26 protein-coding genes are annotated in these 22,625 nt (G+C 53.9%); 22 read left to right on the top strand and 4 right to left on the bottom strand.

Annotated elements, in window-relative coordinates; all coding sequences use genetic code 11:
- Positions 1 to 135 (bottom strand): flagellin N-terminal helical domain-containing protein (locus tag VSR74_RS22910; protein WP_459349931.1); only part of this gene is annotated, 135 nt, incomplete at its 3' end.
- Positions 136 to 437: 302 nt separating this feature from the next.
- Between VSR74_RS22910 and fliD the strand changes: the two genes are divergently transcribed.
- The 3 genes from fliD to VSR74_RS22895 are packed head-to-tail and all read left to right on the top strand — an operon-like array spanning position 438 to position 2,696.
- Entirely contained in the window at positions 438 to 1,916 is a 1,479-nt protein-coding gene (gene fliD / locus VSR74_RS22905) for a flagellar filament capping protein FliD (RefSeq protein WP_347796797.1), read from the top strand.
- A gap of 59 nt (positions 1,917 to 1,975) precedes the next feature.
- Complete coding sequence (fliS, locus tag VSR74_RS22900) at positions 1,976 to 2,383, top strand: flagellar export chaperone FliS (protein WP_347796796.1); 408 nt, start codon at positions 1,976 to 1,978, stop codon at positions 2,381 to 2,383.
- Complete coding sequence (locus VSR74_RS22895) at positions 2,376 to 2,696, top strand: flagellar protein FliT (RefSeq protein ID WP_347796795.1); 321 nt, start codon at positions 2,376 to 2,378, stop codon at positions 2,694 to 2,696. Before fliS ends, VSR74_RS22895 begins: the two co-directional genes overlap by 8 nt.
- A gap of 120 nt (positions 2,697 to 2,816) precedes the next feature.
- On the opposite strand, the gene VSR74_RS22890 is transcribed toward VSR74_RS22895, so the two are convergent.
- The 3 genes from VSR74_RS22890 to flgA form a co-directional block, all read right to left on the bottom strand.
- Positions 2,817 to 3,260, bottom strand: coding sequence for a flagella synthesis protein FlgN (locus VSR74_RS22890; RefSeq protein ID WP_347796794.1), 444 nt, complete (start codon positions 3,258 to 3,260; stop codon positions 2,817 to 2,819).
- Between the two features lie 17 nt (positions 3,261 to 3,277).
- Complete coding sequence (gene flgM, locus VSR74_RS22885) at positions 3,278 to 3,568, bottom strand: flagellar biosynthesis anti-sigma factor FlgM (RefSeq protein WP_347796793.1); 291 nt, start codon at positions 3,566 to 3,568, stop codon at positions 3,278 to 3,280.
- A gap of 72 nt (positions 3,569 to 3,640) precedes the next feature.
- Positions 3,641 to 4,339 carry a flagellar basal body P-ring formation chaperone FlgA gene (gene flgA / locus VSR74_RS22880; RefSeq protein ID WP_347796792.1) on the bottom strand — a complete coding sequence of 233 codons (699 nt, stop codon included), beginning with the start codon at positions 4,337 to 4,339 and terminating at the stop codon, positions 3,641 to 3,643.
- 236 nt (positions 4,340 to 4,575) lie between these two features.
- Here flgA and flgB point away from each other — a divergent pair, with 236 nt between their 5' ends.
- The 19 genes from flgB to VSR74_RS22785 all read left to right on the top strand — a co-directional run bounded on the left by flgB (position 4,576) and on the right by VSR74_RS22785 (position 22,482).
- Positions 4,576 to 4,986: a flagellar basal body rod protein FlgB gene (flgB, locus tag VSR74_RS22875; protein WP_347796791.1), complete on the top strand. Its 411-nt coding sequence runs from the start codon at positions 4,576 to 4,578 to the stop codon at positions 4,984 to 4,986.
- A 6-nt stretch (positions 4,987 to 4,992) separates the two neighbouring features.
- The gene (flgC, locus tag VSR74_RS22870) at positions 4,993 to 5,397 is read left to right on the top strand and encodes a flagellar basal body rod protein FlgC (RefSeq protein WP_347796790.1); all 405 of its coding nucleotides are present in this window, start codon (positions 4,993 to 4,995) and stop codon (positions 5,395 to 5,397) included.
- 9 nt (positions 5,398 to 5,406) lie between these two features.
- The gene (locus tag VSR74_RS22865) at positions 5,407 to 6,114 is read left to right on the top strand and encodes a flagellar hook assembly protein FlgD (protein WP_347796789.1); all 708 of its coding nucleotides are present in this window, start codon (positions 5,407 to 5,409) and stop codon (positions 6,112 to 6,114) included.
- A 28-nt stretch (positions 6,115 to 6,142) separates the two neighbouring features.
- Positions 6,143 to 7,333 (top strand): flagellar hook protein FlgE, encoded by a 1,191-nt coding sequence (flgE, locus tag VSR74_RS22860; RefSeq protein WP_347796788.1) that lies wholly within the window; start codon positions 6,143 to 6,145, stop codon positions 7,331 to 7,333.
- Positions 7,334 to 7,342: 9 nt separating this feature from the next.
- Positions 7,343 to 8,080, top strand: a complete 738-nt coding sequence (locus VSR74_RS22855) for a flagellar basal body rod protein FlgF (protein WP_347796787.1) — start codon at positions 7,343 to 7,345, stop codon at positions 8,078 to 8,080.
- Positions 8,081 to 8,101: 21 nt separating this feature from the next.
- A complete protein-coding gene (flgG, locus tag VSR74_RS22850; RefSeq protein ID WP_347796786.1) occupies positions 8,102 to 8,884 on the top strand; it encodes a flagellar basal-body rod protein FlgG in 783 nt (260 codons plus the stop codon).
- A gap of 48 nt (positions 8,885 to 8,932) precedes the next feature.
- Positions 8,933 to 9,646, top strand: a complete 714-nt coding sequence (locus tag VSR74_RS22845) for a flagellar basal body L-ring protein FlgH (RefSeq protein ID WP_411914280.1) — start codon at positions 8,933 to 8,935, stop codon at positions 9,644 to 9,646.
- Position 9,647: 1 nt separating this feature from the next.
- Entirely contained in the window at positions 9,648 to 10,775 is a 1,128-nt protein-coding gene (locus VSR74_RS22840) for a flagellar basal body P-ring protein FlgI (RefSeq protein ID WP_347796784.1), read from the top strand.
- On the top strand, positions 10,775 to 11,695 hold the full coding sequence (flgJ, locus tag VSR74_RS22835; protein ID WP_347796783.1) for a flagellar assembly peptidoglycan hydrolase FlgJ: 921 nt from the start codon (positions 10,775 to 10,777) through the stop codon (positions 11,693 to 11,695). Before VSR74_RS22840 ends, flgJ begins: the two co-directional genes overlap by 1 nt.
- A gap of 92 nt (positions 11,696 to 11,787) precedes the next feature.
- A complete protein-coding gene (flgK, locus tag VSR74_RS22830; RefSeq protein ID WP_347796782.1) occupies positions 11,788 to 13,425 on the top strand; it encodes a flagellar hook-associated protein FlgK in 1,638 nt (545 codons plus the stop codon).
- A gap of 10 nt (positions 13,426 to 13,435) precedes the next feature.
- Positions 13,436 to 14,329: a flagellar hook-associated protein FlgL gene (flgL, locus tag VSR74_RS22825; protein WP_347796781.1), complete on the top strand. Its 894-nt coding sequence runs from the start codon at positions 13,436 to 13,438 to the stop codon at positions 14,327 to 14,329.
- A 64-nt stretch (positions 14,330 to 14,393) separates the two neighbouring features.
- Complete coding sequence (locus VSR74_RS22820; RefSeq protein WP_347796780.1) at positions 14,394 to 16,019, top strand: methyl-accepting chemotaxis protein; 1,626 nt, start codon at positions 14,394 to 14,396, stop codon at positions 16,017 to 16,019.
- A 158-nt stretch (positions 16,020 to 16,177) separates the two neighbouring features.
- A complete protein-coding gene (gene fliA / locus VSR74_RS22815) occupies positions 16,178 to 16,900 on the top strand; it encodes an RNA polymerase sigma factor FliA (protein ID WP_347796779.1) in 723 nt (240 codons plus the stop codon).
- Between the two features lie 364 nt (positions 16,901 to 17,264).
- On the top strand, positions 17,265 to 17,627 hold the full coding sequence (flhD, locus tag VSR74_RS22810) for a flagellar transcriptional regulator FlhD (protein ID WP_347796778.1): 363 nt from the start codon (positions 17,265 to 17,267) through the stop codon (positions 17,625 to 17,627).
- A complete protein-coding gene (gene flhC / locus VSR74_RS22805; protein ID WP_347796777.1) occupies positions 17,617 to 18,192 on the top strand; it encodes a flagellar transcriptional regulator FlhC in 576 nt (191 codons plus the stop codon). The genes flhD and flhC overlap by 11 nt, the downstream gene beginning before the upstream one ends.
- A gap of 83 nt (positions 18,193 to 18,275) precedes the next feature.
- On the top strand, positions 18,276 to 19,172 hold the full coding sequence (gene motA / locus VSR74_RS22800) for a flagellar motor stator protein MotA (RefSeq protein WP_347796776.1): 897 nt from the start codon (positions 18,276 to 18,278) through the stop codon (positions 19,170 to 19,172).
- Positions 19,169 to 20,074, top strand: a complete 906-nt coding sequence (gene motB / locus VSR74_RS22795; protein WP_347796775.1) for a flagellar motor protein MotB — start codon at positions 19,169 to 19,171, stop codon at positions 20,072 to 20,074. Before motA ends, motB begins: the two co-directional genes overlap by 4 nt.
- Entirely contained in the window at positions 20,061 to 21,974 is a 1,914-nt protein-coding gene (cheA, locus tag VSR74_RS22790; RefSeq protein ID WP_347796774.1) for a chemotaxis protein CheA, read from the top strand. Before motB ends, cheA begins: the two co-directional genes overlap by 14 nt.
- 4 nt (positions 21,975 to 21,978) lie before the next feature.
- Positions 21,979 to 22,482: a chemotaxis protein CheW gene (locus VSR74_RS22785; protein WP_347796773.1), complete on the top strand. Its 504-nt coding sequence runs from the start codon at positions 21,979 to 21,981 to the stop codon at positions 22,480 to 22,482.
- Positions 22,483 to 22,625: the final 143 nt, after the last annotated feature.

Here is a 22,625-nt window from a genome sequence, read left to right as displayed (position 1 = left end):
CGCATCGTCTTTTGCGCTGTTGATACGCATACCGGAAGAGAGGCGTTGAATCGCGGTGCCCAACTGGCTCTGGGATTTGTTCAGGTTGTTCTGAGCCATCAGGCTCAACGCGTTAGTATTAATGACCTGTGCCATTGTTATATCCTTTTAAATGATAACGACTGTATGAGAAATGCGTGTGTTGCTGCGCATACCTCATTCATCGGGGGAATTAACAAGGGGATAAATTATTTTTTCTTTTTTTTTATTACTCAGGGAAAAGCGTTCACTTTTGTAGGTATTTTTCAGCATTGTGTTAGTCAATGCGCTAATAAGCGAAAGAGTTTGTTTTCCGGCCTGTTAACCATACTGTTATGGCGAGAGAAAAATTAAACTTAGTGCGTCTTTCCCCGATAGAAAGAGGGACAGGTTATCTCTTTTCAACAGGACAATTTATTATGGCAGCAACCAATTTTTTAGGCGTAGGTTCCGGGTTACCATTTGATGAATGGCTGACTAACGAACGTAAAGCTATGTCACAAAGGCTGAACCCGTATCTGCAAAAACAGAGTACCTATAAAGGGCAGATATCTGCCTGGGGGTCTATTTCCAGCTCGCTCAGTACGCTGAAAGACAATCTCGGTAAACTGGAAGATGAGGGCTTTAACGGCGTCAGCGTCAGCGACAACAAAACCTTTAAAGCGACGGCGAGTAGTGAGGCCATGCCTAACAGCTACTCAATTGCGGTAAAGCAACTGGCGAAAGCGCATCAAGTGGGCGTCACCCAGGAGTCACGCACCAAACCTATCGGTTCCGACAAAGCGCATGTGAAAATCAGCATGGAGGGCAGTGCTAAACCACTGGAAGTGGAGTTAGAGGCCGATGAGACCTCACTCGATCAGATAGCAAAAAAGATCAATGCGCAAAATGGCGATGTAATCGCAGAGGTGATTACCAACAGTGATAAGGAACATCAGCTTGTTCTTACCTCCAGAAAAACCGGTACCACCGGTGAGATGACGATTGATGTCACTGGAGATCCGAAAGTAATAGGCGCTTTTGCTTCTTCAAAAACAGTTACCGATGCAGAAGACGCAATCATTATAGTGAATAACAAAGAGACCACTCGCAGCTCTAACACGATTAAAGATCTGATCACCGGCGTGACCCTTGAGCTGCGCGAAGTTTCGGAAAAAGACACCAGCGATCCCTCCGACCCCGATAAACTAAAAACAGAATCCCTTACCATCACCGAAGACACCTCGAAGGTGAAAACGCTGATTGAGGAGTTTGTCAAAAACTACAACAGTTATCTCAGCACCGCTGCCAGCGCGACCAAATACACCGCCCCTGAGCGCGATAACAATTCGGATGCCCTGGTGCAGCCCGATCCGACCAACGGTGCGCTGTTCAGTGACGGTTCCCTGCGCCGCCTTACCAGCCAGTTGAAATCCACCATCAGCGGTAACTACCCCGATGCCGGCGAACTTATCCAGTCGCTGGGCAGTCTCGGCATTACCGTGAAGTTCGACGGTAAAACCGGTGATGAACGAACCGGTACGCTTGGCACTCTGTCTATCGATAACAAAAAGCTGGATGCTGCCCTGAAGGATAACCCGAAAGAGGTTGAAGCCCTGTTCCTCGGCAAAGGTGAGAAACCGGGGATAAAAGAGCGAATGGAGGGGATTTTTGATACCTACCTCGGCGATGAGGATGCGATCAAAAAAGAAGATGGTGTCATTGAAACTGCGCTGAAGTCGCTACGGGAACAGGATTCACGGATTGGCAAACAGATCACCGCAATGGAAAGGCGTATCGAAGAGGCTATGCTGCGCAGTGAGAAAGAGTATCAGCGCCTCGATAAAATCATGAGCGATATGAGCAGTATGAGTAACCGACTGCAACAGTCATTGCTGGAATTATCACAAAGCATGTAATCGCGGTATTTATCACTGACAGATGACCGGGCGGAAGCCCCGCCCGGCAGGATTTTACGATGTACACCAAAACAGGTAACAGCGCCTACAGCGATATCTCGCTTGAAAGCCAGGTCACGGGCGCCACGCCGCATCAGCTTATTGTTCTGCTCTACGACGGGGCGATTAACGCCATGCGCCGGGCAGAGATCTACTTCCAGTCCGGTAATATCGCCCGTCGCGGCGAGATGATCTCGCGGGCGATCAATATCATCGACAACGGCCTGCGCGCCGGGCTTGACCACGAAAAAGGGGGCAAGATTGCCACCGAACTGGAGAGTCTTTATGAGTATGTCTCCCGCACGTTGCTGGAGGCGAATCTGACCCAGTCGGGCGAAAAGCTGCCCCATCTTATTTCACTGATGAGCGGGATGTCTGAAACCTGGCAGTCAATCGCCCCACAACAGAAACAGGTGAAACATGGATAATGACATCATGCTGCTGATTGAGCAGATGCAGGTGAGTAACGCCAAACTGCTGAGACTGGCCGATGCTGGCGAATGGGAGGCATTTTTTGATGAGTCGATGGCCTACTCTATAGGCATGCGCACCCTGAGTGAAGTCGATTTAACGCAACTGGCCCGCTATACCAGAACAGAGGTAACGGCGCAGCTTACCCATTTGCTCGAAAGAGATGCACACCTGACGCGGGCGATTCAGGCGCGTATGGCGGTAATCAGCAGCGAACTCTCCACAATGCGTAAATCCCGCGCCTCCGCGAAGGCGTATACCGCGGTCTAACCGATCACTCTCCTGGCCTGCCGCCACGCTAACATGCCCGTTTAACGGGCATTTTTTATACGCAGCTTATAAAAAAACCCGCCGGAGGCGGGTAAAAGAGGACAACGCAGAAAGGAACCGTCAGATACTGATATTGTATTTACGCCCGGTCGGGGCCTGGCTGGACTCGCCCGCAGGGCCATACAGCGAACCGGCATGCCCGGCCTGTTCAATCGCCTTGCGGATATGCTGATTTTTTTTCATATGGCTTTGCAGGAGGGATTCCACCTGCTGATTCAGCGCTTTGGAGTGCCGCACTTTTTCACTGACCTGCTGCCAACTGGCGAACAGCTTACCGAGGCCTGGGTAGGGGGCTTCCGCCCGGCAAAGCTGCTCCTGCTGGCGACGCATATCGTCGTAATACTGAATGGTCGACAGAAGCTGGCTTTTATTGTCAGCCAGCACCTGCAGTGAAACCGGGTTAATCTGCGCGCGGTTGAGCTGGTTCACTTCTTCAATCATGATCGCCTCCAGTTCATCCAGAGACGTTTTCATTTGTGTGAGAATGGGATAAAGCTTGTCCATAGGGGGCCTGCTAACGGTTAAAACGGAAACATTTCCTGCGCCAGCGCCTGAGCAATCTTCTCAGGCTCAATGCGCAGTGTACCTGCCGCCAGTTCGGCGCGGATGGCATCCACCCGAGCGTGGTCGACGTCGCGGCTGTCGTCAGTCTGAATTTTGCTTGTCAGCGAACTGAGCGTGACGTCGGTTTTGTCGCTTTTCACGCTGTGTGTGGCTGCGTTTTGTTCCTGTGGCTGCGTGCGGGCGCGCAGCTCCTGAGTCGGGGCGATTTTCGCAACAGGGGCGGTGTTCTGGCTGCTGGTAATGCTCATGATTGTCCTCGCAGAAATATAATGTTTGTGACCTATACCCCTTTCATCGGAGATTCACAAAAAAGCTAAAATTTATTGTTGTGAAATAATCATCACCTGGCCGTCCGCGCCCACTTTTCCGCTCACGGTGAGCCCGCTTGCGGTTTTGACTTTTAGCGTTTCATCGACGGCGGCGTTATTCAGCGCTTTTCCCTGGCTGCGAATACGAAACCCCGAACCGGTTGTCACCAGGTCTACCGTTTGCCCGGCACGCAGTCGCCACTGCTGACGGAGCTGATTTTCCAGCAGCGGTTTCCCGGCGGTAATCGCGCGCGTCAGGCGCTGGCCGATAATCTCGTCGGCGTTAAAGACTAAACCGCCTGGCTGGTTGTCGAGGCTACCGGTGACGGGTTCGATATCGCTACGCTGAACAATAGCGCCGCCAGGCAGACTTTGACTGGCGACCCACCAGGTGCCCTGCGCGCTGATACGCACCGGCAGAAAATGGCGACGGGCGCCGCAGCGGGCAAGGACGGTGCGTTTACCGGTCAGACGGCTGTCATTGCCGACCAGGCTGAACTCCGGGTTTTCACAGACGGCAGCCAGTTGCGCAGGCGTGGCAAGCAGGGTTGCCGTGCGCACCAGATTATTAGCGCTCTGCGTCTGGCCGATAAGCGCATCGAGTTTCACCTGCAGGCGCTGCTTTGCCGACTGTTCTGAGGCGACGCTGGCTGCGGCGGGAGCCGTGCTGAGCAGTACGGTAAATACTGCACCGGCTATTCGGGACTTCATCTTATTGCCTTTCTCATAATAAATGTGGCTAAATTATATACGTGCCGGGGAGGGTTTTATTGCTTTAAATAATGACACTTTTGTCGGCATTTAAATCCTTCAGTGTTTTAATTATTTCCTCTCTGTTTCTATTTCTTTAAATAGGCTTATTTGTGTTGGGTCTTTGCGGTGTGATATTTCACCAACGCTGACTACACTATCGCAGTTTACATTATGCGAGGCAGGAGCCTGTTGTTATGAATAAACTTGATGATGCCTTTCGCTTCCAACAGCAAGCGTTAGGTTTGCTTTCGCGCCGCCAGGATATTTTAGCTTCAAATATTGCTAATGCCGATACGCCAGGCTACCAGGCGCGGGATATCGATTTTCCGCAGCAGTTAAAAAATGCGATGGAAAATAACAGTATGACGAAAAACCCCGTATCCCTGTCATTAACGTCAAATAAGCATATTGAAGGTAAAGCGATGCCATTTGACGACAGTCAGTTGCTCTATCGTATTCCGGATCAACCGAGCGCTGATGGTAATACCGTGGATATGGATCGTGAACGCGTCAATTTTGCGGATAACGCCGTGAAATACCAGTCAGGGCTGACATTCCTGGGCGCGGATATTAAGAAAATGATGACAGTGCTAAGTCAGGGGTAATAAGCCATGTCGCTTTTTAGCGTATTTGATATTTCGGGCTCAGCGATGGCGGCCCAGTCTCAACGCCTCAACGTCAGCGCCAGCAATATGGCCAACGCCGACAGCGTGGCAGGGCCGGACGGCCAGCCGTACCGCGCTCGTCAGGTGGTTTTCAACCTCGACAACGCAGCAGGCCAGGATATTGGCGGCGTGCGGGTCAGCGAAGTGGTGGAAAGCAGTGCGCCGGATCGCATGGTCTACGAGCCGGGCAATCCGCTCGCCGACGAGCAGGGCTATGTGCGGATGCCAAACGTCAACGTGATGAATGAGATGGTCAACACCATTTCTGCCTCCCGCAGCTATCAGGCCAACGTGGAAGTGATGAACTCCGCCAAGAGCCTGATGCTGAAAACATTAACCCTTGGTCAGTAAGGCAGCGATATGGCGGTTTCTTCAATTAATAACAACAGCGGTGTGGGTGATAACGGAACGGGCAGCAGTGCGGCCGATTTGTCGAACCAGTTTATGACGCTGCTGGTGGCGCAAATGAAAAATCAGGACCCCACTAACCCGATGGATAACAACCAGCTCACCTCGCAACTGGCGCAGTTCAATATGGCGGCGGGCGTGGAAAAACTGAACACCTCGGTCGCCAGCGTGCAGGCGCTGATGGTGCAGCTTGGCAGCATGAGCGCCTCCTCCTGGGTGGGACGCAGTGTATTGATCGAAGGGGACGCGAAGGTCTCCTTTGGTGAAGCAGGTATTGGCATTCAGCAGGAAGGCGTGGAACAGCCGAGTAACTCGGATGATTTCAACTTCGCGCTGACAGGCGATGCCGAGACGGTGACTGTCACCCTCGAAGACAGCGAAGGCAACGCCTATACCGCTGAACTGAAGAACGTGAAAACGGGCATGCACACCTACAACCTTGACGATCTGCAGGACTTCAAACCGGAGCCGGGCCCGCCGCACGATCGCGAATACACCATCACCTTTGAAGCCAGCAACCCGGAAGGCGATAAGCCGGATGTGATAGGCCTGGTTCAGGAGCAGGTGCAGGGCGTCACCATGGATCCGAGCGGGCCGATTCTGCATCTGCTCAATCACGATCCGATCATGATGAGCAAAGTGTTCGTCATTCAAAAATAACCATTACTTACTTTCTGGAATCTAAAAAATGGGTTTTTCACAAGGTCTTAGCGGTCTGAGTGCCGCAGCAAAAGCGTTGGATGTGGTGGGTAACAACATCGCCAACTCCCAGACGGTCGGGTTTAAAGCGGGCTCCATCGCCTTTGCTGATGTTTTCGCCGGTTCCATGGGGCTGGGGGTACAGGCGACGGGGGTTGGCCAGGATTTTACCAACGGCGATATTATAGGCGGAAATTCGAACCTGGATATGGGGATTAATGGGCGTGGCTTTTTCCGTATGGAAAATGCCGATGGCAGCGTTTTCTACGGGCGTAACGGTCAGTTCGAAGAAGACGAAAACGGTTTTATCATCAATAAAACGAACAATATGTTCTTAACCGGGTATCAGGCCACCGATGGGGTGATCAACCCAGGAGCGCAGGTTGGGCCGATTCGTATTCCGAAAGACGATATGCCGCCAGCGGCTTCCACCAAAGGGGCTGTAACCGGCAACCTGAAGTCGGATGATAAACTCATTCCGTCGGCGCCTGGTTTTGATGCGACCAATCCAGACACCTATAACTATGTTAGCGAGGTAACCGCGACAGACAGCCTGGGTAATGCGCATGCGATTAAAGTCTATTACGTGCACACGAAGGAAGGCCAATGGCAGGTTCACGCACAGGACTCAACTTCACCGGGCAAATTCACTAAGGCAACGCTGAAATTTGGCCCTGACGGTAATTTAATGACCCCTGTCACGCTGGATATTGCGGGCAAAAAATATAACGGTTCAGACCCTCTCGCACTTAAACTGGATCTTAATATCACCCAATTCTCCAGCGACACAGAGGTTAAGCTGGACACCATTGACGGTCAGGCTCCGGGTAAATTCAGCAGATTTGAAATCAGCGATACTGGCGAAGTGGTTGCAATCTACAGCAACACTAAGCGCCAGACTCTGGCTCAGGTGGTGCTGGCAGACTTTGCCAACCCCGGGGGGCTGGAGCAACAGGGCAGTAACTTGTGGGCGGAAACTGTGCAGTCTGGCCAGGCATTCCTTGGCACTTCTAATACCGGCAGTTTCGGCAAAATCAACGGCGGCATGCTGGAAGCCTCTAACGTCAACCTGGGCGATGAGATGGTCAATATGATCCTCTATCAGCGTAACTACCAGTCCAACTCACAAACCATTAAAACCCAGTCTGAAGTTCTGCAGACGCTGGTTAACCTGCGTTAAGGCTGAGTGATGGATCGCGCAATTTATACCGCCATGAGCGCCGCCAATGCGGCGCTCAACCGCCAGGCGGTCACCTCAAATAATCTGGCGAACAGCTCGACGGCGGGTTTTCGTTCTCAACTGGCGGCGTTCCGCTCGGTACCCATTAACGGGGATACCCTGCAGACCCGTGCGCTGGTGGCGGAGTCGACGCCGTTTCATGACAACACCATGGGGCCCATTACTCATACCGGGCGCAGCCTCGATGTCGCGCTGCCGCAAAATGGCTGGCTGGCCGTGGCGACGGAAGAGGGCGGCGAAGGCTATACCCGCAATGGCGTCATCGAGGTGGATCAGGATGGCGCGCTGAGCGTCGGCGGGCGTCCGCTGATGGGCGACGGCGGGCCGCTGGAAGTGCCGCCGCAGTCGCATGTCACTATCGGCACGGATGGCACCGTCTCGGCGCTCGGCATGGGTGATGACCCGACCGCGCTGGTGCCGGTGGGGCGTATCAAGCTGGTCAACGCTGAAATGAACGCCATGCTGCACGGCGATGACGGCCTGTTCCGTGCCGCGGGTGAGCAGGTGCTGGAGCAGGATGAAACCCTGCGTCTGACCCCGGAAGCGATAGAAGGCAGTAACGTCAGCCCGGTGCAGGCGATGACCGAGATGATCGCCAACTCACGCGGGTTCGATATGAACATGAAGGTTATCCGCACCGCCGATGAGAATGCTCAGAAGGCTAACCAGCTACTAAGCGTGAGCTAACTTCGCGCAAGGAGTCACAACATGATTCGTTCTTTATGGATCGCAAAAACCGGGCTGGAAGCACAGCAGCTCAATATGGACGTTATCTCCAACAACCTGGCGAACGTTAACACCAACGGCTTTAAGCGCCAGCGCGCGGTGTTTCAGGATCTGTTGTACCAGAACATGCGCCAGCCAGGCGCCCAGTCAACCGAGCAGAACACCCTGCCATCGGGTCTGCAACTGGGTACCGGCGTGCGTCCGGTTTCTACCCAGCGGGTTCACACGCAGGGCGGGTTGAACCCGACGGGTCAGGATTATGACGCGGCCATTGAAGGCGATGGTTTTTTCCAGGTGCAGATGCCGGATGGCAGCACTGCTTACACCCGTGACGGCAGCTTTGTGCCAAACCAGGATGGGCAGTTGACGAATGCCGAAGGCTATCCGATTCAGCCGGGGATCGTTATCCCGCAGGGTGCCACCAAACTGACCATCAGCAGCGATGGCATAGTCAGCGTGAAGGTGCCGGGGCAGGCGCAGGAGCAACAGATTGGCCAGTTGACGCTGGCGACCTTCGTGAACAACGCAGGTCTGGAGAGCATTGGCGGCAACCTCTACAAAGAGACGCAATCCTCCGGCGCGCCAAACGAGCTGAACCCCGGCATGGAGAGCGCGGGAACGCTGAAACAGGGCTACGTGGAGATTTCCAACGTCAACGTGGCGGAAGAGCTGGTGACAATGATTCAGGTGCAGCGCGCCTATGAAATCAACAGTAAAGCGGTGTCGGCATCTGACCAGATGTTGCAGCGCCTCTCCCAGTTGTAATGTCCCTCTCTGGCCGCCCGTGCGGCCAGACATTTTATCGACACTGAAATGAATATATTTTCTATGCAAACCCCGACAACCGCGCTGCGTAGCGCGCTGCTGGCAAGCGCGCTGCTGCTGAGCGGCTGCGCGCACATTATGCAAACCCCGCTCGTCGGGGGCCCGACAACGGCAACACCATTACCGATGGCACCGGCTGCGACCGGCGGCTCACTGTTTCAGTCAGGGCAGGCCATGAACTACGGCTATCAGCCGATGTTCGAGGATCGCCGTCCGCGCAACGTGGGTGACACGTTGACTATCCTGCTGCAGGAAAACGTGAGCGCCAGCAAAAGTTCCTCCGCCAGTGCTAACCGTAATGGATCGGCCGGTATGGAGTTGCTTGCTGTGCCGACCGGAGCCGGAAGCTGGCTTGGTGACGGGAAAGCGGATTTCAGCGCGGAAGGGAAAAATGATTTTTCCGGCAAGGGGGGCGCGGCGGCGCGCAATACCTTTACCGGAACGATCACCGTTACCGTCAATGAGCTTTTGCCGAACGGCAACCTGCGGGTCGTGGGTGAAAAGCAAATCGCCATCAACCAGGGCACGGAGTTTATCCGCTTCTCCGGGGTGGTTAACCCGCGCTTTATCAGCGGTAGCAATACGGTGCCGTCCACTCAGGTGGCGGATGCGCGCATTGAGTATGTCGGCAACGGCTATATCAACGAAGCGCAAAACATGGGCTGGTTACAGCGTCTGTTCCTGAACATTTCACCATTCTGATATGACCATGAAAAAAGAATCTATTCTGTTTTTTCTCAGCATCCTGCTCTACGGCATGACGCTCGGCATGCCGAAACTGGCGCACGCGGAACGTATTCGCGACCTGGCGACGGTGCAGGGCGTGCGATCCAACGCCCTGATGGGCTACGGCCTTATCGTGGGGCTTGATGGCACTGGCGATCAGACCATGCAGGCGCCGTTTACCGGGCAAAGCCTGAATAACATGCTCTCTCAACTGGGGATCACCGTGCCGGCGGGCACCAATATGCAGCTTAAAAATATTGCGGCGGTGATGGTGACTGCCGAGCTGCCGCCGTTTGCGCGCCCCGGCGACAAGCTGGATATCGTGGTGTCGTCGGTGGGCAATGCCAAAAGCCTGCGCGGCGGAACGCTGCTGATGACGCCGCTAAAAGGGGTGGATAACCAGATCTACGCCATCGCTCAGGGGAATATCCTGATTTCCGGCGCGGGTGCCCAGTCGGGAGGCAGCCGCGTGCAGGTCAATCAACTGAACGGCGGGCGCGTCAGCGGGGGAGCCACCGTTGAGCGTGAGGTGCCGAACGATTTCGCGACCCAGAACATTGTGCGCCTGCAGCTTAATGAGAGCGATTTCTCTCTGGCGCAGCAGATCAGCGATGCCATTAACCAGCGCTACAGCGGCGGGGCGGCGATGCCGGAAGATGCCCGTACCGTGCGGCTCTTTGCGCCAGCGGACGGCCCATCCCGCGTGCGTTTCCTCGCCAATATCCAGGATATTCCGCTGCGGGTGAACGTGCAGGACGCGAAGGTGATTGTGAACTCCCGTACCGGCTCGGTGGTGATGAACCGCTACGTCTCGCTGGACTCCTGCGCGGTGGCGCACGGAACCCTGACGGTTGAAGTGATGCAGAACAATATCATCAGTCAGCCAGACACGCCGTTTGCCGGCGGTGAAACGGTGGTGGTGCCGCAGACCGATATCTCCGTGCGCGACAGCGGCGGCTCCCTGCAACATGTGCGCAGCAGTACCGACCTGAATGCGGTGATCCGCGCGCTGAACAGCCTGGGGGCGACGCCAAATGAATTAATGTCCGTGTTGCAGGCCATGAAAAATGCCGGGTGCCTGCGAGCGAAGCTGGAGGTGAACTGATGGACGCCTTCGACAAGTTTGACCAGCCCGCCTTCGATGTCCGTTCGCTGGATAACCTGAAGCGGGAGGCCGGGCGGCAAACGCCCGGCGCGCTGAAGGCGGCGGCGAAGCAACTGGAGGGGGTATTCGTGCAGATGATGATGAAAAGCATGCGCGATGCCACGTTCAAGGACGACCTGCTCAACAGTCAGTCGGCCGAAATGTATACCGCGATGCACGATCAGCAGGTTGCGCAGGAGATTGCCGGGAGTGGTCAGCTCGGCTTTGCCGATCTTATCGTCCGCCAGCTTGGCGGAGAGAGCGAGGCGCCTGTGGTATCGACGCCGGGGCGCGACCTGCTGCGTCCTGGGCTTGCATCGACGCCAGCGACCGGGCCGCTGCGCCTGCCCGCGCCGGTGTCGTTCGCCAAACCGGCGGAGGGGGCGCATCCGTTTATTGCCCGCCTGCTGCGCCCGGCGCAGGAGGCCGCGCAGCAGAGCGGTCTTCATCCTCATCTTATCCTCGCCCAGGCGGCGCTGGAGTCGGGCTGGGGGAAACGCGAAATTCCTGCGGCCGACGGTAGCCCGAGCCATAACCTGTTTGGCATCAAGGCCACCGGAGACTGGAACGGAAAAACCACGGAAATTACTACCACTGAATATATCAACGGCGTGAAGAAGAAGGTGAAAGCCGCGTTCCGCGTCTATGACTCGTATGCCCATGCGCTCTCTGATTACGCGAAGCTGCTGACTAAAAACCCGCGCTATCGCGGCGTGGTGCAGTCCGGCTCGCCAGAGCAGGGGGCAAAGGCATTGCAGGCGGGCGGGTATGCCACCGATCCGGCGTATGCCAACAAGCTAATTACCATTATTCAGAAGGTTAAGGGCGATATTCAGCAGGGTGTGAATGCTTACCGACAGGATATCGACAAAATTTTTTAGATAATTTTGTTATCACCGATGAAATAAGCAGAACCATGAACTTTCTGGCCTGGCAGTAACGGCCGGGCCAGCAAAAAGGATACCCACAGACAATGAATAATCTTTATAACCTCGCAAGAGGGGGCCTCAGCGTGTCGCAGGCGATGTTGCGGGTGACAGGGGACAACCTGACCAACGGGTTGTCCGGCACCTACAGCCGTCGAACGCTAATCGTCGGCGAGCTCGGCGGCCGCTCCACCCAGCAGGGCTTCTTCGGCTATGGCGCTAAGGTCAGCGGCGTTGAACGCGCTTATGACGCCTTCGCTAACAACCAGCTCCGCGGTTCCCTTTCCCACTACGCCTCTCTGGGCGGGCGGATGGAACAGTTGACCGATATCGATGACATGCTGGGCGATGAGTCCGATAACGTGTCGGTATCACTGAATGACATGTTTAAGGCGATGTCGACCCTGAGCGGTGATGTGGCTGATGGCCCGGCTCGCGCCGCGGTTTATAACTCCCTTGGCACTCTGGCTAACCGCTTCAACGCCAGCGCGAAGCGCCTGACTGCGCTGGAAAAAAGCACCAACACGCAGATTGAGCAAAGCACCAAAGACATTAACAGCTATACCCAGCAACTGGCGGAGTTGAACAAACAACTGGAGCGCGCCCAGGGGAATGGCGCTCCGCCCGCCGATCTGCTCGACCAGCGCGACGCCCTGCTTGAGCAGATGAGCGAGCATATCGGCATCACCGTTACCGAAGACCAGAGTAGCGGTACGGTGAGCGTGCTGCTGTCCGATGGGCGTCCGCTGGTATCCGGCGATAAGGCCTATAAGCTGCAAACGTCGCCGTCGGATAAAGACCCCAGCAAAACCATCGTGTCGTATGTGGATGCCAACGGTAACGCCTCGCCGCTCGATGAAGACAGCTTCACTAAGGGGCGCCTTGGTGGGCTGTTCAAATTCCGCAATGAAGACCTCACCATTGCCCGTCAGGAGCTGGATCAGATTGCGTTCATGATGGCGAATCGCATGAACGAGCAGAACGGGCAGGGCTTTACGGCGGATGGCGATCCGGGGGGCGATCTCTTCTCACTGGCGGATATTAAAGCGTTAGCGAACGCGAAGAATCAGGGCAGCGACAAGCTTGATCAGATCCGTGTCACCGATTACAAAAAAGTTAAATCTGAAGATTACACCATCACCTTTAGCGGCGGTGATTGGGTCGTTACGGGGGCTGATGGCCGTAATGTGCCTCTCGAAGCCGGCTTGCCGGGATCGTTAAAGTTTGACGGCATCGAAATTACCGTTCCAATCCCGACCACCGCTGTAAACGGCGATACTTTCACCCTCAACCCAATGGCCGGAGCCGCCGAAGGGATCAGCCGGAAGATAACCAGCGCGCAGGAGTTCGCTGCCGCCGATGCGAAGGATGAAGAGGGGAATAACAAAAACCTCGAAGAGATGCTGAAAATCCAGGATGAGAAGCTGATTGGCAAAAACACCCTGACCGAAGCTTATGCAAGCCTGGTCGGCACCATCGGCGATCGTGCGCGAAGCGTGAAATCTGAGGCCAGTAGCGCTGAAACTGACTTCCGCACCAAGTATGACAACAAGCAGGCGCTTTCCGGTGTGAACATGGATGAAGAGTACATCAACATGGATATGTACAAGCAATATTACAACGCCAATGCGCAGATCTTAAAAACCGCGGGCGAATTATTCGACGCGCTGATGGCTATCAGATAAGGAGCCCATAATGCGATTAAGTACGCTCTATATGTATAAGAATAGCGCCGAGAATATGACGAAGCGCATGAGCCAAAGCAATGATGTCTATTTACGGATGTCTGCAGGGAAAACGCTGCTGAAGGCATCGGACGACCCGGCTGCCGCGACGGATGCGGTAAAACAGCAGGATGCCCTGGCAAAACTGGAACTTTACAGCAACGTGCGTTCACGTGCCCGCGGTGCGCTGGAGTTTCAGGACAATATCCTCAATGGCGTGGGTAATTTGATGACCACGACGCTGAAAGACAAGATTGTAGCGGCGAATAACGACACCTATTCACCTGAAAATCGCCAGGCGCTGGCGGAGGAGATTAAAGGGATCCGCGAAAACCTTCTGGATCTGGCTAACACCCGTGATAGTAGCGGTCGTTACATCTTCTCCGGCTTTAAAACTGATACCCCTGCGTTTGATGAAGTGGGTAACTACCGGGGCGGTAATGAAGCCCGCCGACAAACGGTGGCGGATGGTGCGGAAATGCAAACAGGCCATCTGGGTGATGAGGTTTTTGGCGATATTTTTCCGATATTGAATGATGCCGTTGCCGCACTGAGCATGGATCCAATTGATGATACCATGCTGGACGCCGCGCTGAGTGCTGCCAGTAAAGCAATCGATGCGGGTATCGATCGTTTGGGTAAAGTACAGGCTGAAATCGGCACCAATCTGCAGCAGCTTGACAGGCTGGATCTCTCCGGGGATGTGCTGATTAACGACACCATCATCAAAGTACAGAACGCGATTGGCGCCGACACTGGCATGCTGGTATCCCTGGTTTCGGAGTCGCAAATGTCCGAACTGGCGTTCAACTCATCCATGTTCGTCTACAAAAAAATGCAGACGATGAATCTGTTTAATCAATAAACCTTTCCCTTTCCTGAGGCGTCTGCTTCGCATGGCTTATCCTGTGCGGAGCGGATGAAAAACAATGCTGGCAAAAATGAAGATTTATACCGCGATCAGCCTGCTTATCGGCCTGATCGCCACCATGTTATTTGGCGTAACCGCTTTTTCGGTCTACAACGCGGTTTCCAATAACGACAATTTTAAACGGGTTGTGGTGGCGTCCGAAAATAACGATCAGATGCGCGATGCGGCCTATAACATCAGCGCCGTGATGGCGAATACCAACGGTTTGATGTTGCAGGCCGCACTCGGTAATCCCATATCTGAAAGCGTGGCGACGCATACGCGGAATGTGTTGAAAACAGCCCATAACAATATGAAGGATTTTATGAGCTCGCCGTTCAATACGACCGAAGAGAGTCGTCTTGCCGCCGAGGTCAATGCCGCTTTCAATGATGTCTATAAAGTGGCGGAAGTGAAGCTTGGTTATCTGCAAAACCCGGCGGGATATACCGGTTCGCTGGAAAGTGATATGGAGTTGCGCACCACGCTGCGTAACAAAGTAGAACAATACACCGACGCCAGCACGCGGCTGAATGAAGGTTATATCCTTGAAGCGGAGCGTGATTACCAGATCATTATGACCGTTGGACTGGTTGTGGTGTTGATGTCGATTGCGATGCTGTTTGCCATTCGCTTCTGGCTGCGTCATACCCTGGTTCGTCGAATGGAGAGCACGGTAGAGACGCTGCGCCGCGTGGCGGCAGGCGATCTGAGCCAGACCATTGACAGCGGCAGCCAGAATGAAATTGGCCATATGCTGACGGAACTGGAGAGTATGCGTACTTCTCTGACCAGCACTATTCTGGGGATCCGCGAAAGCGTTCAGCGCATCCACGCCAATGCCCAGGAAATCGCCCACGGCAATAACGATCTCTCCTCGCGCACCGAAGAGCAGGCGGCGGCTTTGCAGGAGACGGCGGCCAGTATGGAGCAGATCAAAACCACCGTGCGTCAGAATGCGGACAACGCCCATGCGGCGCGTGAACTGGCGGAAAGCGCCAGCACCAACGCGCATAACGGCGGTGAAGTGATGCAGAGTCTGGAGCAGATTATGGTGCAGATCACCACAAGTTCCCGTCAGATTGCCGATATTAACGGCGTTATCGACAGCATTGCCAACCAGACCAATATTCTGGCTCTTAATGCGGCGGTAGAAGCGGCGCGCGCGGGCGAGCAGGGGCGTGGTTTTGCCGTGGTGGCAGAAGAGGTGCGCAACCTGGCAAAACGCAGTGCCGATGCGGCAAAAGAGATTAATCAGTTAATTAATACCAGCGTTAGCAATATTGATACCGGTTCACGCCAGGTTGGGCAGGCCAGCACCGTGATGCGCGATATCGTCACTTCTGTGTCCCAGGTGACGCAGATTATGGGGGAAATCACCTCAGCATCAGACGAGCAGAGCGCAGGTATTAACCAGATTTCGCAGGCGGTTAACGAAATGGATCTGGTGACTCAGCAGAACGCCGCGATGGTTGAAGAGGCGGCAATGGCTGCGGGTGAACTGGAGAGCCAGTCCGATGCGCTGGAGAAACTGGTGGCGCAGTTCAGGCTGAATCAGGAGAGCGGCGTGGAAATGGCGAAGGCGGAGCCTAATAAACCGCAACGCCCGGTAGAGAATAGCCTGGCGCAGTGGGAAACGTTTTAATCTTGCTAATAGCGCGTATTACTGTCCGCTATTTACAGGATAAAGCATGGTATAAAATGAAGTAGCAGTATGCGCATTATTATAAAGGCTTATTGCACTATTTGAATACGATGCTTCACCGGATAATTCTCAAAGAGAATCTCAGGTGGAATATGATCGTGGACGGTATTTATACGGCCGAAGGGCTGGAAGATAAAACGGTAGTGTGGTCAAAGTATCATTATCTGGTGCGGCAGGAAGCGCTGCGGTTGATTAAGCGACTTCCTGCCAGCGTCGAGCTGGATGATTTAATACAGGCCGGGGCGATGGGTTTTTTAAGTGCAGTGGAAACCTTTGACCCAAAAAAAGGAGTAACGCTTAGCGCATGGATCACCCAGCGCGTGAAGTGGGCTTTATTGGATGAATTACGGGAAAACGACTGGGTTCCGCGAAGAGTCAGAACGCATACGCGGGAAATCGTCGCTGTTATTCATCAAATTGAGCAGGAAAAAGGTGGGGAAGCCACCGAGGCTGATATTGCTGAGCGCATGGGGGTATCGCTGAGAGAATTTCAGCAGATGCTGGCGGACAACAACAGCAGCCAGATGTATTCCGTAGACGAGTTGCAGGAAAATTACGCCGACAGTTGGGAAACAAATGGTGAAGAGAACGAGCAGCTTAATCCGCTGCATGACACCATTAAGCAGGATCTGATAGAGCAGATTACCGCCCATATTCAGTTTATACCCGAACGGGAACAGGTTTTACTCCAACTCTATTATCTTCAGGATTTGAACATGAAAGAGATTGGGCTGGTTCTGGGGATCACGGAAACGCGCGTAAGTCAGCTCCATAGTCTGGCCTTAAAAAGGTTAAGAAGTCGCATGGAGTCTGCGGGTTAATAATTACAGTTGCTTAACATTAACAGGGTTAACGGCAGTTTAAGGTCAGTTTAATCATTAAATCAGAGGTTTAATAACGTTTAACAATGGTTTTTTAACTTTTAAAATCAATGGATTAACAGTGATTTGTCGATTTAGCGAAATTTCTGCCGCTTGTTCGAGAAATCCCGAGTGTTTATGATTTTGCCAGTTTTGTGATGCAGCCTCCTTTGGCATTGAATAAGGTAACAGCTCATTTGCTGATGATGTAATAAGTACGTCAGTGAATATCAATACCAAAAGACTCTCTGCATCAGTTCGATCACTATAAGTATCTAAACTGACATGCCATTCAATGGCTAAATAACATTGGGAGCTTTCACCTGTGTCTAATTTCGACGAGTATCTGCAAAATATTCATGATATTAACTTGTCCTATCTGCTCTTGGCTCAACAACTGATTCGCCAGGACAAGTTTGCGGCCGGATTTCGCCTCGGATTATCTGAAGGAACTATCGATAACCTTAAAGAACTCTCGTTGCCACAATTAATGAAACTGGCCACGACTAATCAACTTATTTGCCGTTTGCGTGTTGATGATGAGGTGGTTATCGAAAATCTGACTAAAGATTCTCGTATCGAAGCACTGCAGCAGATCCATACTGGCATTATTTTATCTACCGATCTTCTCAACACGTTAAGCGAAGAAGATGCTGTGGTTGCCGAGGAGGTGAAATATGTGTGGTGAAAAAAGTCTGCTGCAGGAAATTGACGAAACAAACATCGCGATGGGGTTAATTTCTCTCGGGGCGAGAATGCAGGTGCTGGAATCTGAAACGTCACTCAGCCGTCGCCGTCTTCTTCGCTTATATAAAGAATTACGTGGCTGCCCTCCACCGAAAGGCATGCTGCCTTTTTCAGAGGACTGGTTTATGTCGTGGGAGCAGAATATTCACTCTTCCATGTTCTACAACATTTACCTTTATCTGAAAAAGACGGAGCAGGGGCGTTCAATTGAAACGCTGATAAAAACCTACCGCCTTTATCTCGAACAGTGCAGTACCTGTTCTGATGAAAAGCCGGTGCTGGGGTTAACTCGCGCCTGGACATTATTGCGGTTTATTGAGTGCGGCATTATTTCCCGTAAGGCCTGTAGCGTCTGTAACGGTGGTTTTATTGTCACCACTGAGTTTATTAAAAACCCATTTACCTGCAGTTTGTGTAGCCCGCCATCCCGAGCGCTGAAAAAATCGCAGGTGAGCCATTCCGGGCAGTTGGGGAACCTGAGTACGCCAGAGATTATGACGGCGTAACTCTCTGACAACGGCAATGCGCAAGATGGCGTTTACCTGATGCCGGGAGACCCGGCATCAGTCGAAAAATGAAAGGAGAAATCGTGTTAGTTATTGTTGGCTATCTTGTTGTCATTTTGACCGTGTTTGGGGGCTTTATCCTCTCTGGCGGCAATCTTATGGCGCTGTTCCAGCCGCTGGAACTGCTTATTATCGGCGGGGCCGGTGTCGGGGCATTTATCGTCGGCAACAACTTGAAATCCCTGAAGGCAACCGGCAGAGCGCTGGTCAAACTGTTTGTAGGCAGACGCTATAACAAAGCGGTGTATATGGATCTGATGGCATTGATGTTCCTGCTGCTGTCACAGAGCCGCGTTCACGGGCTAATGTCGCTGGAAAAGGATATTGAAGATCCGCAGAACAGCGATATTTTCGGCGCCTACCCGCGTCTGATGAGCGACCCGATGCTCAGCAATTTTATCCTCGACTATTTCCGCCTGATGATCGGCGGCAGCATGAACTCGCACGAGATAGAAGCGCTGATGGATGAGGAGATCGAGACCTGCGAAGAAGAACTGGAAGTGCCCGCGCACAGCCTTAACACGGTTGGCGATGCGTTTCCGGCGTTTGGTATCGTCGCGGCGGTAATGGGGGTGGTGAATGCGCTTGGCTCCGCCGATCGTCCTGCCGCCGAACTGGGCATGCTGATTGGCCACGCGCTGGTCGGGACATTCCTCGGTATTCTCATTGCCTACGGATTTGTTCTTCCGCTGGCCACCCTGCTGCGTCAGAAGAGTTCTGACCAGGTCAAAATTTTGCAGTGTATTAAAGTGACGCTGCTGTCCAGCCTCAACGGCTATGCGCCGCAGATTGCCGTTGAATTTGGCCGCAAAACCATCTTTACCAGCGAGCGCCCTTCGTTTGAGGAGCTGGAAGAGCACGTCCGTGAGGTGAAATCCAGCGCCACGTTGAAGACTAAAACCACGGACAGCCCGGCATGAAGAACGTCACGCCAGTCATCATTTCACGTAAGCGCAAAAAGAAAAAACACGCGCACCACGGCGGGACGTGGAAGATTGCCTATGCCGATTTTATGACCGCGATGATGGCCTTCTTCCTGGTGATGTGGCTGCTGTCGCAGTCCACCGATATGGAAAGAGAGCTGATAGCCGACTACTTCCGTATGCCGCTCAAACCTTCGATGGCTAACGGCAATAAAACCAGCCTGAGCGATAGCATCATCCCCGGCGGCGGCGATGACATCCTCAAACGGGAAGGTGAGGTGTTTAAAGGACAGTTCAATAAGGCAGAGCAGCACAAACGCTTCGAAAGCCTGAAGCAGGCAAAGGCGAAGCTGCAGCGGATGATCGAAACCGACCCGCGGCTGAACAACTTTAAATCAAACATTCTGCTGAACCTGACCAACGACGGGCTGTTGATTCAAATCACCGATTCGCAGGATCGCCCCATGTTCCGCGTGGGGAGCGAACTGCCTGAATCCTACATGAACGGCATCTTGCAGGCGTTGGTGCCGCTGCTTCAGGAACTGCCAAACGCCCTGAGCCTGACCGGCCATACGGATTCATTGCCGTATGCCGGAGGCGATGGAGGCTACAGCAACTGGGAACTCTCATCCGGACGCGCCAACGCCGCTCGCCGGGTGCTGGTCAGAGCCGGCCTCGACGATCAGCGTTTCCTGCGCGTTATCGGCACCTCCAGCCGAATGCCGATGGAGAATACTTCCCCGGAGAGCGCCGTTAACCGCCGGATCAGCATTCTGGTACTCAGCCGGTCGAAAGAGCAGGAGATTCGCCTGGAAGAGACGCAGATTCAGCGCGCAGACGGCGCGGCGGATGCGTTAAAACTGCAAAACGTGCAAGGCTATACCGATGGATATGAATGATTTTTCGCAGATCTTCTTTACCGAAGCAGAGGAACTGCTGGCCGAGATGGAGCAGCATCTTCTGCAGCTTAATGTACATGCGCCTGACCAGGAGCAGCTTAACGCTATCTTTCGCGCCGCACACTCTTTGAAAGGTGGAGCCGCCACCTTCGGTTTTAGCGTGTTACAGGAGACCACTCACCTGCTGGAGAACCTGCTTGATCAGGCGCGGGCAGGGGAGCGGGGGCTCAGTCAGTCGATTATTAACCTTTTTCTGGAATGTAAGGACATTATGCAAGCGCAACTGGAAGCCTATCAGTCTTCGCAGGAGCCTGATGACGCAAGTTTTCGCTATATCTGCGAAGCGCTGAGAGCGATTGCGCTGGAAGGAAAAACGGCACCACCTGCTGTTGAAGCGCCGCAGTCGCCATTGCCGGGGACTCAGGATAAAGAGGTCGCGCTTCTGGTGACGTTGCGCGACATCGATGTTCGTGAGCAGACGATGTTGCGTGAAGAACTGACCCATATGGGCGAGATAACCGGGGTTGAGGCGACCTCTGACAGCGTGAAGGTGACGCTGCTGACAACGGCCTCAGCCGAGGAGATTTCTGCGGTGCTCTGTTTCGTGCTTGAGGCCGGGCAAATCGACATCCAGCCCGTTGTGCCGGTTCATGATCCTGTCGCGGCTGGCGTGAGTACGCCTGTCGCGAAGACGCCTCCGGCTCCCCGTGCGGCGAGCCAGGAGTCCAGCAGCATTCGCGTGGCGGTGACGAAAGTCGATCAGATTATTAATCAGGTCGGTGAGCTTATTATTACCCAGGCGATGCTATCTCAGTTATCGCGCACGCTTGATCCTGCCAGTTATGACCTGCTTTCCGGCTGCGTGGCGCAGATGGAACGTAACACCCGCGAACTGCAGGAGTCGGTCATGTCGATTCGCATGATGCCGATGGACTACGTCTTTAGCCGCTTCCCGCGTCTGGTGCATGATCTGGGCTCTCGCCTGAACAAACAGGTTGAACTGACCCTGAAAGGCGGTTCCGCGGAGCTGGATAAGAGCCTGATTGAACGCATTATCGATCCGCTCACCCACCTGGTTCGCAACAGCCTTGATCACGGTATTGAAGAGCAGGAAGCGCGCCTGGCGAAAGGGAAGCCGGTGGTCGGTAATCTGACGCTTTCGGCCGAACACCATGGCGGCAACATCGTCATTGAAGTTAGCGATGACGGCGCGGGGCTTAATCGCGAAAAAATTCTCGCGAAGGCGCGGGCGCAGGGGATGACCATCAGTGACTCAATGAGCGATGAAGATGTCTGGATGCTGATTTTCGCCGCCGGTTTCTCGACGGCAGAGAACGTCACTGATGTCTCCGGGCGCGGCGTGGGGATGGACGTTGTACGACGTAATATCCTGGCAATGGGGGGGCATGTGGATGTGCTCTCTAAACCCGGGGCAGGAACGACGGTTCGCATTATTCTTCCGCTCACCCTCGCCATACTCGACGGCATGCTGGTGAAGGTGGGGGACGAGATTTACGTTCTGCCGCTCGGCGCGGTGATGGAGTCGCTTCTCCCCACCGAGGAGATGTTATGCCGCTTTGTGGGGGAAGAGCGCCTGCTTCATGTACGCGGTGAGTATCTGCCGCTGGTGATGCTGCGTCAGCGGCTGACTGTCGCCGGAGAAGCCCCGGCCGATGAGGGCATAGTCGTGATTGTGCAAAGTGCGGGCTGCCGCTATGCGCTTTGGGTCGACCAGCTTATCGGACAGCAGCAGGTGGTGGTGAAAAACCTTGAACAGAACTATCGCAAAGTTCCTGGCGTCTCAGCAGCGACCATCCTCGGGGATGGCAGCGTGGCGCTTATCCTTGATGTGATTGAGCTCTCAACGCTCAACGTGACACCCCCTCAGGGGAGAGAGTAAAAGCATGACTGTAGAACTAGCCAGTAAACCCGCAAGTGTCGACGCAATCGCTCAGGAGTATCTGGTCTTCAGACTGGGTAATGAAGAGTACGGAATTGATATCCTGAAAGTGCAAGAGATCCGCGGGTGCGACCGTCTGACCCGTATCCCCAATACCCTGGATTTTATTACGGGCGTGACCAACCTGCGTGGGGTGATTGTGCCAATCGTTGATCTGCGCCTGCGGTTTGGATTGCCTGCACCGACCCATGACGACAGTACCGTGGTTATCGTGTTGAATCTTAATGACCGTGTGATAGGGATTGTGGTCGACGGCGTGGCGGACGTGCTGTCGATGGGGGCCGATCAGATCAAACCGACGCCAGACGTCGCTTCGGTGCTATCGGGGCGTTATCTGCAGGGACTGGGCGTGATCGATGCGCGGATGATAATCCTCGTAAACATTGAAATGCTGCTCAGCCGGGAAGAGATGGCGCAGGTGGACACAGTGGCAGAGTCGTTTGCGTAGTAGGGCGTGAAAGGGGGGCGATGGTGTCCCCTGACCTGCTCCCCATTGATTAACACACCCCGATGTTAGTAATGTCATCACAAGCCACATGAGGACATCCCCATGAATAAGCGTTTTTCCGGCGAACAGATCATCAGTATCCT

The organism is Pseudocitrobacter cyperus (assembly GCF_039889165.1).
GTDB classification, from domain to species: Bacteria; Pseudomonadota; Gammaproteobacteria; order Enterobacterales; family Enterobacteriaceae; genus Pseudocitrobacter; species Pseudocitrobacter cyperus.
Note: the sequence above shows the minus strand (reverse complement) of the source record. Positions and strands in the feature narration are given on the sequence as shown.